Annotated in this window: 16 protein-coding genes; 7 read left to right on the top strand and 9 right to left on the bottom strand. The window is 65.2% G+C overall.

Translation table 11 applies throughout. The annotated features are described in order from the left end of the window. Positions 1 to 14 precede the first annotated feature (14 nt). The 6 genes from bamB to ndk form a co-directional block, all read right to left on the bottom strand. On the bottom strand, positions 15 to 1,214 hold the full coding sequence (gene bamB / locus BLT40_RS04895; RefSeq protein WP_036113002.1) for an outer membrane protein assembly factor BamB: 1,200 nt from the start codon (positions 1,212 to 1,214) through the stop codon (positions 15 to 17). Then, positions 1,211 to 1,861: a YfgM family protein gene (locus BLT40_RS04890; RefSeq protein WP_036113000.1), complete on the bottom strand. Its 651-nt coding sequence runs from the start codon at positions 1,859 to 1,861 to the stop codon at positions 1,211 to 1,213. The genes bamB and BLT40_RS04890 overlap by 4 nt, the downstream gene beginning before the upstream one ends. Before the next feature lie 150 nt (positions 1,862 to 2,011). Next, positions 2,012 to 2,989, bottom strand: coding sequence for a helix-turn-helix domain-containing protein (locus BLT40_RS04885; protein ID WP_255363941.1), 978 nt, complete (start codon positions 2,987 to 2,989; stop codon positions 2,012 to 2,014). 89 nt (positions 2,990 to 3,078) lie between these two features. Next, on the bottom strand, positions 3,079 to 3,849 hold the full coding sequence (gene pilW / locus BLT40_RS04880; RefSeq protein WP_036112995.1) for a type IV pilus biogenesis/stability protein PilW: 771 nt from the start codon (positions 3,847 to 3,849) through the stop codon (positions 3,079 to 3,081). After that, the gene (rlmN, locus tag BLT40_RS04875) at positions 3,839 to 4,963 is read right to left on the bottom strand and encodes a dual-specificity RNA methyltransferase RlmN (protein WP_239709043.1); all 1,125 of its coding nucleotides are present in this window, start codon (positions 4,961 to 4,963) and stop codon (positions 3,839 to 3,841) included. The genes pilW and rlmN overlap by 11 nt, the downstream gene beginning before the upstream one ends. 8 nt (positions 4,964 to 4,971) lie before the next feature. Beyond that, the gene (gene ndk, locus BLT40_RS04870) at positions 4,972 to 5,397 is read right to left on the bottom strand and encodes a nucleoside-diphosphate kinase (RefSeq protein ID WP_036112989.1); all 426 of its coding nucleotides are present in this window, start codon (positions 5,395 to 5,397) and stop codon (positions 4,972 to 4,974) included. A 253-nt stretch (positions 5,398 to 5,650) separates the two neighbouring features. Here ndk and BLT40_RS04865 point away from each other — a divergent pair, with 253 nt between their 5' ends. The 3 genes from BLT40_RS04865 to BLT40_RS04855 are packed head-to-tail and all read left to right on the top strand — an operon-like array spanning position 5,651 to position 9,977. Beyond that, entirely contained in the window at positions 5,651 to 6,313 is a 663-nt protein-coding gene (locus BLT40_RS04865) for a TetR/AcrR family transcriptional regulator (RefSeq protein WP_036112986.1), read from the top strand. 35 nt (positions 6,314 to 6,348) lie between these two features. After that, complete coding sequence (locus BLT40_RS04860; RefSeq protein ID WP_090351862.1) at positions 6,349 to 8,718, top strand: 3-hydroxyacyl-CoA dehydrogenase/enoyl-CoA hydratase family protein; 2,370 nt, start codon at positions 6,349 to 6,351, stop codon at positions 8,716 to 8,718. A 50-nt stretch (positions 8,719 to 8,768) separates the two neighbouring features. Continuing rightward, positions 8,769 to 9,977 (top strand): acetyl-CoA C-acyltransferase, encoded by a 1,209-nt coding sequence (locus BLT40_RS04855; protein WP_090351860.1) that lies wholly within the window; start codon positions 8,769 to 8,771, stop codon positions 9,975 to 9,977. Between the two features lie 23 nt (positions 9,978 to 10,000). Here the strand turns inward: BLT40_RS04855 and BLT40_RS04850 are convergent, their stop codons facing one another. Both BLT40_RS04850 and BLT40_RS04845 read right to left on the bottom strand, forming a co-directional pair. Next, positions 10,001 to 10,336, bottom strand: a complete 336-nt coding sequence (locus BLT40_RS04850; protein WP_090351858.1) for a tRNA-binding protein — start codon at positions 10,334 to 10,336, stop codon at positions 10,001 to 10,003. Between the two features lies 1 nt (position 10,337). Next, a complete protein-coding gene (locus tag BLT40_RS04845) occupies positions 10,338 to 11,612 on the bottom strand; it encodes an NAD(P)/FAD-dependent oxidoreductase (protein WP_079519921.1) in 1,275 nt (424 codons plus the stop codon). 112 nt (positions 11,613 to 11,724) lie between these two features. On the opposite strand from BLT40_RS04845, the gene BLT40_RS04840 reads away from it, so the two are divergent. Continuing rightward, complete coding sequence (locus BLT40_RS04840; protein ID WP_079519923.1) at positions 11,725 to 12,249, top strand: 3-hydroxyanthranilate 3,4-dioxygenase; 525 nt, start codon at positions 11,725 to 11,727, stop codon at positions 12,247 to 12,249. A 9-nt stretch (positions 12,250 to 12,258) separates the two neighbouring features. On the opposite strand, the gene BLT40_RS04835 is transcribed toward BLT40_RS04840, so the two are convergent. Continuing rightward, positions 12,259 to 12,819: an NUDIX hydrolase gene (locus tag BLT40_RS04835; protein ID WP_052191261.1), complete on the bottom strand. Its 561-nt coding sequence runs from the start codon at positions 12,817 to 12,819 to the stop codon at positions 12,259 to 12,261. A gap of 142 nt (positions 12,820 to 12,961) precedes the next feature. Here BLT40_RS04835 and BLT40_RS04830 point away from each other — a divergent pair, with 142 nt between their 5' ends. The 3 genes from BLT40_RS04830 to BLT40_RS04820 all read left to right on the top strand — a co-directional run bounded on the left by BLT40_RS04830 (position 12,962) and on the right by BLT40_RS04820 (position 17,177). Next, a complete protein-coding gene (locus BLT40_RS04830) occupies positions 12,962 to 13,930 on the top strand; it encodes a hypothetical protein (protein WP_090351855.1) in 969 nt (322 codons plus the stop codon). 217 nt (positions 13,931 to 14,147) lie between these two features. After that, positions 14,148 to 15,638, top strand: a complete 1,491-nt coding sequence (locus BLT40_RS04825; protein ID WP_079519927.1) for an amino acid permease — start codon at positions 14,148 to 14,150, stop codon at positions 15,636 to 15,638. A 90-nt stretch (positions 15,639 to 15,728) separates the two neighbouring features. Next, entirely contained in the window at positions 15,729 to 17,177 is a 1,449-nt protein-coding gene (locus tag BLT40_RS04820) for an amino acid permease (protein ID WP_090351853.1), read from the top strand. The last annotated feature ends 212 nt before the right edge of the window (positions 17,178 to 17,389 follow it).

Here is a 17,389-nt window from a genome sequence, read left to right as displayed (position 1 = left end):
ATCTATCCTGTGGATCAGTTCGTCGCGATGCGGTAGGCGCCGATGTGGCCCTCGACATCTTCAACGAACACGGTGTCACCCACCACGAGGGGCTGGGCACGAATGGCTTTCTTGGACAGGCGCTCGCGTGCGGCGATCTTGCCGTCGCCCACCGCCAGCCAGTGGATGTGACCGTCGAGGTCGCCGACCACGGCATAGTTGCCCTGGATCGCAGGACCGGTCAGCCAGCGGTACTTGAGGCCCGCCTGCTTCCAGATGTTGGCACCGCTGCTCTTGTCGAACGCGAAAACCTGCGACTGGTCGTCGACACCGTAGACGGCGTTGTCTTTCACGTCCAGCGAGGTGAACGTCGAGAAGCCGTGGTTCCACAGCGGACGGCCGCTCGGGCCGTCGATCGCGGTGAGGTTGCCATGGTACGCGGCGCCGTAAAGCGTGGTGCCATCGAGGACCAGCGAGCCATCGGCGTCGTTCAGGCGATCGATCTCGGTACGGCCTTCACCGCTGGCGAGCGTCTGCTCCCAGAGCTTCTCACCGTTGTCCAGACGAATGGCGATCAGCTTGCCGGCATCGCTGCCGACGAACACCACGCCGTTGGCAATCAGCAGGCGGCCATTGCCACGCAGGCTGAGGAGCGGCACCTGGGCCTGGTCGAACACCCAGCGGCGCTCGCCATTGCTGGCGTCGATGCCGTAGATGCGACCGTCGTTGCAGCGAACGACGACCAGACCGTTGACGATGACCGGCGCCGTGATGACTTCCGAGGAAAGCTCGGACGACCAGCGACGCTCGCCGTCCTTCGCGTTGATACCGTACAGGTGTCCATCCAGCGTGCCGATGGCGACGAGATCGCCGGCGGCGCCGGGGCCACCGGAGAAGCGCGCGTCTTCGCGCTTGGCGTCGCCCCAGCCGAACCAGCCATGCTGGCGGGTGCTCTTGGACCACAGTTTCTTGCCGGTCGACGCCTCGAAGGCGGCGATCTTGCCGTCGGTGCTGGCGGCGTAAAGCACGTTGTCGACGACGGTCGGACGCATACGCACACCGGACTCGGCGGCGCCGTCACCGATGCTGGACTTCCAGAGACGCTCGACCTTGAGGGTCGGCTCGAACTTCTTGTCGAGCGGGGTCGGCGGTTCGACGTTTTCCTTCTTGAACGAATGGCAGCCGGCCAGAACGACCAGCGACGAAGTCAACGCGATTGCCCAAAAACGTTTCATGCACCCTGCTTCCCGGCCACTGCCAGATCATCGAGCTTTGTTTGAACCACACCGCGTTGCGGTGCGCTGTCGCCCATCGCGGCGATCGCCGCCTGATAGGCCTTGCGTGCGTCGTCGTGGCGTCCAAGCTTGACCAGCGCATCGCCGCGGAGTTCCTGCGCGATGGCCACAAACGACTTGCCCGGCATCGCGTCCAGCGCGGTGAGGGCATCCTGTGGCTTGTTCTGGGCAAACTTGAGTTGTGCGACACGAAGCTGCACGAGTGTCTTGAGCGCGTCGTCCTTGGCGTGGGCCACGGCCCAGTCCAGGTCGCCCGAAGCCTTGTCGAGCTGACCGGCCATGACGTTGCGCTGAGCCCGCTCACCCGCCGCGAAGACGGACCAGGCGGTGTCCGCATAATCCTTCAGCAGCGTTTCGGTATGGACGTCGATCGCATTGGCGTTGTTCTGCGCCACGGCCGCCTGAAGCGCCGAATATTCCCCGGCCGCCGCCTGCTCGTGACCGGCGCGGTGCGACTTCCACTGCTGCCAGCCAAAGATCAGCACGAGGCCCAGCGCGATGCCGACGGCGATCGAAACGCCGTTCTTGCGCAGCCATTGCTGGACGCGTTCGCCTTGTTCGTAATCGTCGTATACGTCGAAAGACATGCAATCACCCACTGCGCTCCGCGCAGCACATCCTGAAGGGAACAAGCCCGCACCTGCCATCTGACGATGACGGGGCGGATCAATAGGCAAGGATAACCGAAAAGCGCGGGCCGGCGGCGCCGCGCTGAGACGGAACCACGCTCGCGGCGATCAGTTGGAGACCGGCGTCGCCTTGCCGTCGCGGATATCCACACGGAAACGGGCGACGTTGGCGCGGCGGAACGCGTCGATCTGCACGGCCTGCCCGTCCACCGAGGCCTGGGCACCCGTGGCATTGCCGATGCGGACATCCAGAGGGCTGTCGCTGCGGTAGGACTTCTGCGTTCCGGCCGGCAGGATGCCGTACTCCAGACGCGAGCCATCGGCGGCCGTCACTTCGACCCAGCTCGCGGACGGCAACGAAAGAGAAAGGCTGTGCGCGCCCTGCCCCTGAGCCTTCGCCGCGTCATCGACGACAGGCGCGGCGGCGGCGGTAGCCAACGGCGCCCTGGCGGCACCCCGGTCCAGCGGCGGGAACATGGCCATCGACGCCAGCAGCGGCTGCTGGTCCTCGGCGCGGGGCTCGGACACGGCCGCCGGCCTGGCGGGGGCGGCATCGCTCGCGAGCGCGGTGGACGAGGCGCCGGCCGGGGCATCCTGCTGAGCGACGGGAGCGGCATCCAGCGGAGCCAGGCGCGGCATATCGCGATCGAGCGTGCCGCGTACGCCGAGCCACACCATGGGCACGACGATTACCGCGGTCAGCACGACGTACGTGGCGGCGGTCACATAGCGCTCGAGCAGATAGCGCGAATGGGACACCCCACCGGTGACGACGAGCTCCGGCTGGCGCGGGGTCAGGCGCGCGAGCTCGGCCTCAGTGGCTTCCGGGTCGACACCGAGATGGTTGCCATATTTACTGAGATAGCCGGCCAGATAAACCTGGTAGTCGATACCGCCGTACTCACCCGCTTCGAGCTGGCGCAGCAGGCGCGACGGCAGACGCAACGCCTGACCGCAGGCCTCGATGGTGTAGCCGCGCGCCTCCCGGGCGGCACGCAGACGGGCCCCGAAGCCCGTGGTGCCAGCACCGAGGTCGATCAGGACGCGACCGCCCTCGTCAGCGTTCACATCGAGCTGGGGATCCATGGCTTGCTCCGTGTGTGCGTTCGGCGCGAGCCCGGCGAACAGATCCTGTTCGCGATCGTCCCGACCGGAAGAATTCGAAGGTACGGATGTCATTGACGTGCGCTTGCTTCGAGTGAGCGCGCTTGTTCCGAATCCGGGAACTGTGAGCGCAACCGTTTGGCATAGTCCTGGGCAACCTCCCCGTTGCCCAGACGGAGCTCGATATCGCGACCGAGCTTCAACGAATCCGGAGTGGGCCTGGCCAGCGCTTCGTAGCGCTGCATGAAGGCCCGTGCCCGGAAAGCATCGTTCTTAAGGTACAACAGGTAAGCCATCTGATACAGGGCATCGGCGTTGTTGCCATTACGCTCGAGCGCTTTACGGAAGTAACCTTCCGCGGCCTCGTAATCGTGAGCCTGGATCTGACAGGTGCCCGCGTTGGTCATGGCCAGGTCGGGCGTCTCGTAAAACGGATCGGCCAGGGCACGATCGAAGAACGGTTTGGCTTCTCCGGCACGTCCCTGCTTGCACAGAAAAACCGCAAGATTGTTGTTCAGCGAACCTTTTTTCGGATCGAACTCGATCGCCTTACGGTAGTGCAGTTCCGCATTGACCGGATCGTTGATCCGCTCGTAGAGCACCGCGATCACCGTGTGGGCCGGCACGTATCTGGGATCGAACGACAGCGCTTTCTGCAGTTTTTCCATCGCGCCCTGCAGGTTGCCGCTCTCCATGTACCGCTGACCGAGCTCGGTGTGCACCTGAGCTCCCTTGGCGCGCTCATCCGCCGCCGTGGCGGGCTTCAGGACCGAGCCGTCACCCACGCAGCCGGTGCACGCCCACACGAGCGCCACCAGCATCCCCCACCGCTCAAGCCGCATTCACCACTCCCTCTTCGAGCTTCTTGCGGAATTCCGCCTGACGGCGCGTGCGATCGACCACCTGCCCCTTCAGCTGGCCGCATGCGGCGTCGATGTCGTCACCACGGGTGCGGCGAAGCATCGTAAGTACACCGGCGTTGAGCAACTGGGTCTGGAAGTTGCGGATGTCTTCCTGATTGGAGCGCTCGAAGCGCGTTCCCGGGAACGGATTGAACGGAATGAGGTTGACCTTGTTCGCGCCCGGCAGGCGGCGCATGAACTTGATCAGCTGCCTGGCATGTTCGGGGCGATCGTTGATGCCCTTCATCAGCGTGTATTCGAACGTGATCGAGGTGCGCGGCGCACGGTTGATGTAGCGCTCGCACGCCGCCATGAGTTCCGCCAGCGGATAGCGCTTGTTCAGCGGGACCAGCTCGGTGCGCAGCTCGTCGTTGGCCGCATGAAGCGAGACGGCCAGCGAGACGTCGCTTTCCGTCGAGAGCTTGTCGATCATCGGAACGAGGCCGGCCGTGGAGAGCGTGACGCGCTTGCTGGCCAGGCCGAAGCCCAGGTCGTCGCGCATCAGACTCATGGCCTTCACCACGTTGTCGAAATTGAGCAGCGGCTCACCCATGCCCATCATCACCACGTTGGTGATGCGGCGTTGCTGGTGAGGCACGTTGCCCAGATGTTTGGCCGCGACCCAGACCTGACCGATGATCTCGGCCGTCGACAGGTTGCGGGAGAAACCCTGCGTTGCCGTGGAGCAGAACTGGCAGTTCAGGGCGCAGCCGACCTGCGACGACACGCAAAGCGTGCCGCGGGTCGGCTCCGGGATGTACACGGTCTCGATGGCGTTGCCGCCATCCATACCGAGCAGCCACTTCTGGGTGCCGTCGACCGCGGTCTTTTCGAACGCGGTCTTGGGCGGGCCCACATAGCAGCTGGCGCTGAGCTTTTCACGCAACGCCTTGCCGACATCGGTCATATTCTCGAAATCGCTTTCGAGACGGTGGTAGATCCACTTCATGACCTGTTCGGCGCGATAGGGCTTCTCGCCGAGCTGGGCGAAGAAATCGCGCAGCCCCTGGCGATCGAAATCGAGCAGGTTGACCTTGTCAGCAGGCGTATTCACGGCGTGTCTCAGTGCGAAACGACTTCCGAGTCGTTGAAGAAGTACTTGATCTCGTTCGCGGCGTTCTCGAGCGAGTCCGAACCATGGACCGCGTTGGCGTCGATGGACTCGGCGAAGTCGGCGCGGATCGTGCCCGCGGCGGCTTCCTTCGGATTGGTGGCGCCCATCAGGTCACGGTTCTTGAGGACCGCGCCTTCGCCTTCCAGGGCCTGGATCATGACCGGGCCGGAAATCATGAAGTCGACCAGGGCGCCGAAGAACGGACGCTCCTTGTGGACGGCGTAGAAGCCTTCGGCCTCTTCGCGGGTCAGCTGCTTCAGCTTCGCGGCAACGATCTTGAGACCGGCCTTTTCGAAGCGGGTCAGGATTTCACCGATGACGTTCTTCTTGACGGCGTCGGGCTTGATGATCGAAAGGGTGCGCTCCAGCGCCATACGTTTGCTCCGGGGAATGGGAAAAGGGTGAACGAGTCTGCCAGCGTCCGCGGGGACGCCCGGTGAAAGTTTGGGGCCAAAGCCGTCAGGAATGACTGACTTAGCTCACGAAATCTTGACAGATTCTAGCTCAATCGCAAGCCGTTTGCAGGCCTCCGGCGTCATGTGCGTTCGCACATTGACCCTTTCGCAGACCCGGGCGTATTCTCAAACGATCGTTTGATTCAAACCTGCCGCCTCGGAGTCCGCCGACATGACCAGCGCACCCTACGCGTCCCGCGAGCGGACCACCAAGGAACGCATCCTGGGTGCCGCCGAGGCCCTGTTCGCCACGCATGGCTTCGCCGGGGCGTCGCTGCGCCAGGTGACGGCTGCCGCCCGGGTCAATCTGGCCGCGGTCAACTACCACTTCGGTTCGAAGGACAAGCTGATCGAGGAAGTGTTCCGCCGCCGGCTGGACGAGCTGAACAGCCGGCGCCTGGCGGCACTGGCCAGGGTGGCTGGCAAGGCCGGGACGTCCCTGGAGGACATCCTCGACGCCTACATCAGGCCGGCTCTGGACCTGTCCCGGAACGACGGGGGCGGCGCCGCCTTCGTCCGCGTACTGGCCCGGGCCTATGCCGAGCACAACGAGACGCTGCGCCGGTTCCTTTCCGAGAACTACGGCCACGTGCTGCGGCAGTTCGCCGCCGAGTTCGGCCGCCTGCTCCCTGGTCTCGCCAAGGAGGAGATTTACTGGCGCCTCGACATCGTCACCGGCGCGCTGACCTATGCGATGGCCGATTTCGGAATCATCCAGCGCAAGAACGACGTGGACGAACGCGACCACCGGGAGAGCGCCGCCGAGCACCTCATCCGCTTCGCCGCCGCCGGCCTGCGAAGCCCCACCGTTTCGAACTCCACGGCCACGCGCTGACCGTGGACGAATCCCAAGTACCACCGGAGATCATCATGACCGCAACACCGTTACGCATTCGCAAGGCCGCGGTACTCGGCGCCGGCGTCATGGGCGCGCAGATTGCCGCTCACCTGACGAACGCCAACGTTGAAACCGTGCTGTTCGACCTGCCCGCGAAGGAAGGTCCGAAGAGCGGCATCGCCCTCAAGGCGATCGCCAACCTGGCCAAGCTGTCGCCCGCCCCGCTGGCGGAGAAAACGCTTGGCGCCGCGATCATCCCGGCGAACTACGAGGACGATCTGGCCCAGCTGGCCGATGTGGACCTGGTGATCGAAGCGATCGCCGAGCGCATGGACTGGAAGCTCGACCTGTATCAGAAGATCGCCCCGCACGTGTCGAAGACCGCCGTGCTGGCGTCCAACACGTCGGGCCTGTCGATCAACGGGCTGGCCGAGGCGCTGCCCGAAGAGATGCGCCACCGCTTCACGGGCGTGCATTTCTTCAACCCGCCGCGTTACATGCATCTGGTCGAACTGATCCCGACCAGGCTCACCGACAAGGGCGTACTGGAAGGCCTCGAAGCCTTTCTGACCACGACGCTGGGCAAGGGCGTCGTCTACGCCAAGGACACCCCGAACTTCATCGGCAACCGCATCGGCGTGTTCTCGATGCTGTCGACCATGCACCACACCGAGCAGTTCGGCCTGGGCTTCGACACCGTCGACGCACTGACCGGCCCGGCCATCGGCCGCCCGAAGAGCGCCACCTTCCGCACCGCGGACGTCGTCGGCCTCGACACGCTGGCGCACGTGGTCAAGACCATGGGCGACACGCTCCCGGACGATCCGTGGCACTCGTATTTCCAGCCGCCGGTCTGGCTCAAAGGTCTGATCGACAAGGGCGCGCTCGGCCAGAAGACCGGCGCGGGTTTCTACCGCAAGGCAGGTAAGGACATCGTGGTGCTCGACCTGCAGAAGCAGGACTATCGCCCGTCCGAGCAGAAGGCTTCCGACGAGGTCTCGGCCATTCTGGCCATCAAGGATCCCGCCGAGAAGTTCACCCGGTTGCGCGCGTCGCAGGATCCGCAGGCCCAGTTCCTCTGGGCGGTGTTCCGCGACCTCTTCCATTACACCGCCTTCCACCTGGCCGATATCGCCGAGACGGCGCGTGACGTCGATTTCGCCATCCGTTGGGGTTATGGCTGGAAGCTCGGCCCCTTCGAGCTCTGGCAGGCCGCCGGCTGGCAGCAGATCGCCGGCTGGATCGCCGAAGACATCGCCGCCGGCAAGACCATGAGCAGCGCACCCCTGCCCGCCTGGGTCACCGACGGTCGGGCCGGCGTGCACGGCAAGGCCGGCTCGTACTCGGCCAGTGCCAACGCGGAGAAGCCGCGTTCCTCGCACCCGGTCTACGCGCGCCAGGCCTTCCCGGATCCGATCCTGGGCGAGAAGTTCGACCAGGGCACCACGGTCTGGGAGAACGACGGCGTGCGCCTGTGGCACTCGGGCGACGACATCGGCGTGATCTCGTTCAAGACCAAGATGCATACGGTCAACGATCACGTGCTCGACGGCATCCAGCATGCGATCGGCCTGGCGGAGCAGCAGTTTCGCGGCGTCGTGCTGTGGCAGCCGTCCGAGCCGTTCTCGGCCGGTGCGGACCTCAAGGGCGCGCTGGGCCTCCTGCAAGCCGGCAAGCTGGCTCAGTTCGAAGCCATGGTGGCGAACTTCCAGGCCACCAGCATGCGCATCAAGTATTCGCTGGTACCGGTGATCGCGGCCGTTCGCGGTCTGGCCCTCGGCGGCGGCTGCGAGTTCCAGATGCATTCGGCGCGTACGGTCGCGGCGCTGGAAAGCTATATCGGTCTGGTCGAAGCCGGCGTGGGCCTGCTGCCCGCTGGCGGTGGCCTGAAGGAGTTCGCCGTGCGCGCCGCGCAGGCCAACCCGGAAGACCCGTTCGAGTTCCTGAAGAAGATTTTCGAGACCGTGGCGATGGCCAAGGTCTCGACCAGCGCACTCGAAGCCAAATCCATGGGTCTCCTGCGCAAGGACGACATCGTGGTCTTCAATTCGTATGAGGTGCTGCACGTGGCCAAGGCCCAGGCGGTCGCCCTGGCCGAGGCCGGCTATCGCCCGCCCATGCCCGGCCGTGCCATCCCGGTCGGCGGCGATGTCGCCACGGCCACGTTCAAAGCCTCGCTCGCGAATCTCGCCGAAGGCTATTTCGCCTCGCCGCACGACATCGACATCGCCAGCCGCATCGCCGACACCCTGGCGGGCGGCAAGATCGAGCGTGGCTCGCTGGTCGATGAGACGTGGCTGCTCGCGCTCGAGCGTCGCCACTTCGTCGAACTGGCGCAGACCGAAAAGACCCAGGCCCGCATCGCGCACACGATGACGACGGGGAAGCCGCTGCGTAACTGACGCGCTTCGCGCTCTTACGCATCCGACTTCACAACTTAAAGGAACCAATCATGAGCAAGCAAGTGCAAGACGCGTACATCGTCGCCGCCACCCGCACCCCGGTGGGCAAGGCGCCGCGCGGCGTGTTCCGCAATACCCGCCCCGATGACCTGCTCGCGCATGTCATCCGCGCCGTCATCGAGCAGGCCCCGGGCATCGACGCCGCCCTGATCGCCGACGCCGTCATCGGCAACGCGATGCCGGAAGCCGAGCAAGGCATGAACGTCGCACGCATCGGCGTGCTGCTGGCCGGCCTGCCGGAGCAGGTCCCGGGCGTCACCATCAACCGCTTCTGCTCGTCCGGCGTGCAGGCCATCGCGATGGCGGCCGACCGCATCCGCCTGGGTGAGGCCGACCTGATGCTCGCCGGCGGTACCGAGTCGATGAGCATGGTGCCGATGATGGGCAACAAGATCGCCATGAATCCGGCGATCTTCGACAACGACGAAAACCGCGCCATCGCGTTCGGCATGGGCATCACGGCCGAGAAGGTCGCCGAGCGCTGGAAGGTCAGCCGCGAGGATCAGGACCGCTTCGCCCTGCAGTCGCACGAGCGTGCCTTCGCGGCGATCGCCGCCGGTGAGTTCAGGGACGAGATCACCCCGTTTCAGCTCGACGACCGCTACCCCGACCTGAAGAACCACAGCGTTCGCGAAGACCGTCGCGTCATCGACACCGACGAAGGTCCGCGCAAGGACACGACGCTGGAGGTCCTCGGCAAGCTGCGTCCGGTGTTCCGCAACGGCCAGTTCGGCGGCTCGGTCACCGCGGGCAACTCCTCGCAGATGTCCGACGGTGCCGGCGCCCTGCTCATCGCCAGCGAGAAGGCGATCAAGGACCACGGTCTGACTCCGCTTGCGCGCTTCGTCGGCTTCTCCGTCGCCGGTGTGGCGCCCGAAGTCATGGGCATCGGCCCGAAGGAAGCGATTCCCAAGGCACTCAATCAGACCGGCATCACCCAGGATCAGCTCGACTGGATCGAACTGAACGAGGCCTTCGCGGCGCAGGCGCTCGCGGTCATCCGCGATCTCGGCCTCGATCCGTCGAAGGTCAATCCGCTGGGCGGCGCCATCGCGCTGGGCCACCCGCTGGGCGCTACCGGCGCCATCCGCGCCGCCACGCTGATCCACGGCCTGCGCCGCCGGAAACAGAAATACGGCATGGTGACGATGTGCATCGGCACGGGCATGGGTGCCGCCGGCATCTTCGAATCGCTGTGAGGTGAGCCGGTGTCCGGCGGGGATCAGGCCAGCCTGGCCCCGTTCGGCACCGCCCGCTCCGTCGTCGTGATCACCACACCCTCATCGGTATGAAATCCGGTCAACAGGAACTGTGACCGGAACGGCCCGATCTGCTTCTCGGGGAAATTGATCACCCCGACGATCTGCTTGCCCACCAGCTCCTCGGCCGCATAGATCGCGGCGACCTGCGCACTGGTCTTTCGTTCTCTGTGCGGACCGAAGTCCGCCCAGATCTTGTAGGCCGGGCGCCGAGCCTCGGGAAAGGCCTCCGCGCGCACGATGGTGCCTGCGACAAGCATGACCTTCTCGAAGTCGGCCCAGCTGATTTCCTCGCTCATGTCATCCTTCCAGTCGCGACTTGAACCAGTCGCGGAATTCATGATTCCAGTACGTCCCCTGAGCCGCAAGATAACCGAACGGGCGATGTACGGGATCGAGACCGAAGTCCGCGTAGGCCGCGAGGGACGTGTCTCCGCCGGCGATCGCATCGGCCAGCGCTTCGCCCGCCGCGCAGGTTGGTGCCAGCCCATGGCCTCCGAATGCCTGTGCGTACCAGAGTCCGTTGCCGTGAGTGCCGACCTGGGGCATCTCATGGCGTGCATAGCTCATCAGGCCCGACCAGGCTTTCTCGATCCGCGCATCTTTCAGGGACGGGAAGACGCGTGCCAGATCGCGCCTGAGCAATCGCTGCACGGCGCGCGGCGACCGGTCGCGCACCGAGATGCGACCGCCCCAGAGCAGCCGCGTGTCCGTCAGGGGACGGTAATAATCGAAGGCGAAGCGTGTGTCGTAGATCGCCGCGCGCGTCCGCAGGCACGCACCCAGGCTTTCGCCCAGCGGCTCCGTCACCATCACATACGTCGCAATGGGAAGCACGGCGCGGTCTATGTCGCGATCCAGCCCGGCCAGATAGCCGCCGCAGGCCAGGACGACGTTCGGCGTTTCGATTTCCGCATCGCCCACGCGCAGCGTCCAGCGTGGTCCGCGACGCTCGAGCATGCGCACCCGCGATCCCTCGTGGATGAGGACTCCTGCGCTCTCGGCGGAGCGCGCCAGCCCGCGCGCATACGCCAGCGGGTCGATGTGCAGGGCGTTCCGCTCGTACAGACCATCGTGATAGCGAGCGCTGCGAACGAACTCGTGCATGGCGTTCGCGGGGATCCACTGCCAGTCGGCCCCGTACTCCCGCGCGAGCAGTTCCTGGCGCGAACGCAGCAGCCCGGCATCGCGGAACCAGTTCGCCCAGACCACCCCGGCGTCGACCATGTCGCAGTCGATGGCGAGGGTGGAGATGCGCTCGCGAATGAGGTTCACGGCATCCACCGTGCGGCCGTAGAGCTGTCTTGCACGGCCGGGGCCGGCACGTTCCAGCAGCGCGCGCTCACCCAGTGAGTAACCGGCGAAGACGAAGCCGCCGTTGCGGCCGGACGCGCCGAAGCCGATGGTCTCGGCATCGAGCAGCACGATGTCGCGCACGCCCCGTGCGGCGAGACCGAGGACGGTATTCAGCCCGGCGAAGCCGCCGCCAACGACCACGACGGCCGCCTCGCGCCTGCCTTGCGGCGGCGGCCGGCGTTCGGGTGTGGGGACCCGGTCGTGGTACCACGACGGCATGGGTGGCGATCCGGTGACGAAAGAGCGCAGTTGTACGACAGTGCGGGCCACGACGGGAAGTACCCGAAGACACCGGAGTATGATCCGGTGACTTCTCATACGACGCCCGGCCATGAGTCTGCTCCCCCCGATCGACCTTCAGCGATGGATCGACGACAACCGCGCGCTGCTCAAGCCGCCTGTCGGCAACAAATGCATCGTCGATGGCGATTTCATCATCATGATCGTCGGTGGCCCGAACGCGCGCACCGATTATCACTACGACGAGGGCCCGGAGTTCTTCTACCAGCTCGAAGGCGAGATGGTCCTGAAGGTGCAGGACGAAGGTCGGGCACGGGACATACCGATCCGTGCCGGTGAGGTCTTCTACCTGCCCGCCCGAGTCCCGCATTCACCGCAACGCATGGCCAATTCGGTAGGCCTCGTCGTCGAGCGGCGACGGCTGGCGGGTGAACGGGACGGATTGATGTGGTTCTGCGAAAACTGCAACCACAAGCTGTTCGAGACCTATTTCCCGCTGGACAGCATCGAGAACGACTTCCCGCCCGTCTTCGAGCGCTTCTACCGGTCGGTCGAGGCGCGCACGTGCACCGAGTGCGGCACCCTGCATCCGGCGCCGGCAAGATACCAGGACTGAGGCACCGCGCTACGACATCAGCGTATCGCGCATGACGAGCCACTTCGCCGCCATGCGTCGCAAGGACACATCCGCTTCCGGATCCGCCGCGATATCGGCGACCGGACGCCACGCCAGCGCGAGTGCTTCCTCGTTGACGACGAACGTCTCGTCGCCGCGCGCGACCACCACGTAACGCACGTCATGGTGCCAGTGCTCCGGCTCGTGTCCCCGTGCGGGGATGCGATGGGTATCGACGTCGAAGATGACGGGATGAACCTCGAGATCCCGCAGTCCGGTCTCTTCCCGCGCTTCGCGAAGGGCGACCTCGGCCAGGTCGGGATCGCCATCGGCATGACCGCCCGGCTGAAGCCAGCGGCCGAGCTTGCGATGCAGCATGAGCAGAACGCGCTCGCCGTCGCCGCTGACCAGCCATGCGGAGCCGGTGAAGTGGCCAGCCAGCGTTTCGCGATGGAACGGCTGCTCGCTGTCGCGCAACCAGGCGACACATCGCTCCACATCCGGTTCGGCCGGCCATCGCTCGCCATAGTGACGAAATGCATCGAGCAAGGCGTGGCGTTCGGCGTGCATGCGGGCGCTTCTGTGACGTCGGGCTGAGCATTCTCGCACGACATTTTAGGACTAATCCGATGTTTTTCACCGGGCGTGGCCGCCTAGGATGGGTCCATGCGCACGACGCGCATGGCAGTTCAGCCCAGCAAGGAATCGCAGCATGCGCTACATCCCCAACGTCACCGCCCTCGTTCTCGCCCTGACGATACCCGCAGCCTTCGCCGCACAGGCGTCTTCGGAGCAGGAATCGCCCCGCTTCACCGGCCCGCTCGTGACGCCCGCCGTCAACACGATGCCGATGGGAATGCTCAACATCGAGCCTTACCTCATCCATACGAATACGCGTGGCAGCTACGACAACACGGGCCACCGCCGCGAGCAGCATCCGATGTACCGCCAATGGCAGGTCGCCGTACCCATGACGTACGCCCTGACCGACAGCAGCGCGGTCCAGCTCACACTGAACGCCTCACGCACGTCCGGCGGCGGACGGCATACCGACGGTCTTCGCATGGGCGACTCCGTACTGCGCGTGCAACAGCGCCTCATCGCTCCCGCGGCCGACGGCACCGGCCTGGTGCTGGCCCTGGCGGTGGCGCAGCGCTTCGTCACCGGCACATACCAGCGGCTGGACACCAATCCGCTGAATGCCACGGGCAACGGCGCCGCGCGAACCACGCTGAGCCTCGGCGCGCAGCAGCTGCACTGGCTGGCGAACCAGCACGCCCTGCGCTGGCGCGGGCAACTCGCCTGGAGCCCGTCGCCGGGGCACGTCAAGGTACACGACAGCAGCGTTTATGGCACCGCCCAAGGATTTCGCGGCCGGGCACGCGTCGGGCAGGCCTGGAACGCGACCCTTGCCGCTGAATATGTCCTCGACACGCGCTGGGGCCTGGTCGGCGAAGCGATCTGGAACCGCGCGAGTGCGGTGTCCGTCAGCGGTCGGTCGCACCACGGGCAGACGACCCGCCACCGTGTCGCGGCATCCCATGACATCAGCCTTGCCCCGGCGGTGGAGTACCACCTCAGCCCCACGATGGGGCTCATCGCGGGTGTCCAGTTCACCGTCGCGGGCCGCAACGCCGGCGACTACGTGGCACCGCAGGCCGCGCTGAACATGGTTTTCTGAGAAAGCAGCACCGCGCCATGCACAACCGCCGTAAGTCATGCTCGACATCCGCACCCTGTCCGTGCAGGGCCTTGGCACGCCCCGCATCGCAGCTTGTACGGCCAATGCCCGCTGGGCTATGGTGCCGTGCCAGCGCTTTAAGACAGCGGCGTGTCCACCGTGAGTCACGCGGCGGTCCCAATAATAAAAGGCTACATTCCGGTAGTAGGGGAGACACATGTTGAAACACCTGTTCGCGACGCATCCGATCGAGGCCGCGCCGCACGTAGACGCCGGTGAGCACATCAGCACCAGCGCCCACGGAAATAACGAGCTGAAGCGCGTACTCACCGCGAAGCACCTTATCCTTCTCGGTGTCGGCGCCGTCATCGGTGCAGGTATCTTCGTCATCACCGGCCAGGCCGCCGCGCTTCACGCGGGTCCCGCACTGGTCATCAGCTTCCTTATCGCCGGTTTCGCCTGCGCCCTCGCAGGTCTCTGCTACGCCGAATTCGCGGCCATGCTCCCGGTCTCGGGCAGCGCCTACTCCTATTCCTATGCCACGCTCGGCGAGTACGTCGCCTGGTTCGTCGGCTGGAATCTCGTCCTCGAATACCTGTTCGCCGCCGCGACGGTCGCCGCGGGCTGGTCAGGCTATTTCAACGAACTGCTCGGCATGGTCGGCCAGTTCACCGGCAGCAATCTCGCCCTGCCCGCCGCGCTCGCGTCGGCGCCGTACCAGTTCGTCGAGGGGCACATCCAGGCGACCGGTACCCTGGTCAACCTCCCCGCCGTCTGCATCATCGCCGCGCTGTCGGGCCTGTGCTACGTCGGTATCACGCAGTCGGCCTTCGTCAACTCGATCATCGTGGCGATCAAGGTCACCGTAATCCTGCTGTTCCTCGCTTTCGCCATCCAGGTGATCAACCCGGCCAACTGGCATCCGTTCATCCCGGAAGCGGAAGGCCCGGGTACCTACGGCTGGGGCGGCATCTTCCGCGCCGCGACCATCGTATTCTTCTCCTACGTCGGCTTCGATGCGGTCTCCACCGCCGCCGGCGAAGCGAAGAACCCGCAGCGCGACATGCCCATCGGCATTCTCGGCTCGCTCGCCATCTGCACGGTGCTGTACATCGCCGTCGCGCTGGTCCTGACCGGTATCGCCCCGTTCCGCATGCTCAACACGCCGGAGCCGGTCGCCACCGCGCTTGGTCTGTATCCGCATCTGTCCTGGCTGAAAGCGCTGGTCATCCTCGGTGCGATCACCGGCCTGTCGTCGGTCATCCTGGTGATGCTCATGGGCCTGCCGCGCATCTTCTTCTCGATGGCGAAGGACGGCCTGCTCCCGCAGACCATGGCCAAGGTGCACCCGAAGTTCCGCACGCCGTACATCGGTACGATCATCGTGGGCGTCGCCGCGGCCGCCATGGCCGGCCTGTTCCCCGTCAGCGTGCTCGGTGAGCTCGTCTCCATGGGTACCCTGCTCGCCTTCGCCACCGTCTGCATCGGCGTGCTGATCCTGCGCTACACCCGTCCGGAGCTGAAGCGCAGCTTCCGCGTTCCGTTCGTCTGGCCGATCTGCATCATCGGCGCCCTGGCTTGCGTCTACCTTTTCTGGCAGGCATTTGAAGAACACTGGCGGCTGATGTGCGGCTGGATCGTCATCGGCCAGCTGATCTACTTCGGCTACGGTTACGCACACAGCAAGTTGCGCAAGTCGCTCTCCTGATCGACACGCTCACGTGACAAGGCCGGCGGGCTCCCGCCGGCCTTTCCGTTTGCGGCTATTCTCTCAACGTCTTTTCTTTCCGGGCCGCCCATGCTCAAGCAGTTACTCGCCAAGAAAGCCCCCCAGGCTGAACCCGACGACGCGCACGGCCCCGCCCTGCGCCGCACCCTTGGCCCCTGGGGTTTGACCGCACTGGGCATCGGCGCGGTCATCGGCGGCGGCATCTTCGTCATTACCGGCGTCGCCGCGGCGGAGCACGCAGGTCCGGCGATCATCATCTCCTTCATCCTCGCGGCCATCTGCAGCACGTTCACCGCGCTGTGCTATGCCGAGTTCGCCTCGATGATTCCCGTTTCCGGCAGTGCGTACTCCTACGCGTACGCCACCCTCGGCGAAGGTGCCGCCTGGTTCATCGGCTGGAACCTCGTCCTCGAATACGGCGTCTCGGCGTCCGCCGTCGCCGTCAGCTGGACGGGCTATTTCGTCAGCTTGCTCGACCATGTCGGCATTCACATCCCGACCGCCCTGACCAACGCACCGCTCGATTACGTCGATGGCCATCTGGTCACCACCGGCGCCATGTTCAATCTTCCGGCCGTGGGCATCGTGCTGGCGCTGACCTGGCTCTGCTACGTCGGCATCCGCGAATCCGCCGGCATCAATATGGCGATGGTGCTGCTGAAGACCGCCCTGATCATTACCGTGATCGTGGTCGGCGCACAGCACATCGATACCGCCAACTGGCACCCGTTCATCCCTGAGAACCAGGGAGAGAACAAGTACGGCTGGTCCGGCATCCTGCGTGGCGCCTCGATGGTGTTCTTCGCCTACATCGGCTTCGAGGCGACCTCGACGGCGGCGCAGGAATCCAGGAACCCGCAGCGCGACATGCCTATCAGCACCCTGGCCTCGCTCGGCATCTGCACAGTGCTGTACATCGCGATGGCCGCCGTGCTCACCGGACTCGTCCCGTTTACCGAGCTCGGTACGTCCGAGCCGGTCGTCACGGCCATCCGCAACCATCCGGAGCTCGGCTGGCTGCGCGGCGTGGTCGAGGTGGGCGCCCTCATCGGCTTGTCCTCGGTGGTGCTGGTCATGGTCATCGCCCAGCCACGCATCTTCATGATCATGGGTCGCGACGGGCTGCTGCCGAAGGTGTTCACCACCGTGCACCCGAAGTACCGCACGCCGCACCTCAACACGGTGATCACGGGCGTCGGTATCGCGCTGCTCGCCGCCGTGTTCCCGCTGAACGTCCTCGGCGACCTGACCTCGATGGGCACGCTCATCGCCTTCTGTGCCGTGTGTGGCGGCGTCCTGATCCTGCGTCTCACCGCACCGGAGCTCCCGCGCACTTTCCGTGTGCCCTGGGTCTGGTTCACCTGCCTCGCCGGCATCGCGAGCTGTATCGCGCTGCTGTTCTACATGAGCTGGTACAACTGGGCGCTGATGGGCGCATGGACTGTGATCGGCATGGCCATCTATGGCGCATACGGGTATCGCCACAGCCGGCTCAAGCACGGTCCGGCGCGCATGTAAGCCGCTAACGAAAATCTTACAGAAAGTATTAGGTTTTCGTTATAAGACCTTGTTTTGCGACGAGATAGGCAGAAATTCGCCCGTCATTTAACTGCCATTGGCAGCCTGCGGCGGGAGGGGAGTATGATCCTCAGTCCGCGGGTAAATCACTTGGCAGTGGGCCCCGGATTGCCGCCCAGCGCGTCAGGCGGGTCAGCTCCTCGGCCTGACGC

Source organism: Dyella sp. 333MFSha (assembly GCF_900102405.1).
Taxonomy (GTDB): Bacteria; Pseudomonadota; Gammaproteobacteria; order Xanthomonadales; family Rhodanobacteraceae; genus Luteibacter; species Luteibacter mycovicinus.
Note: the sequence above shows the minus strand (reverse complement) of the source record. Positions and strands in the feature narration are given on the sequence as shown.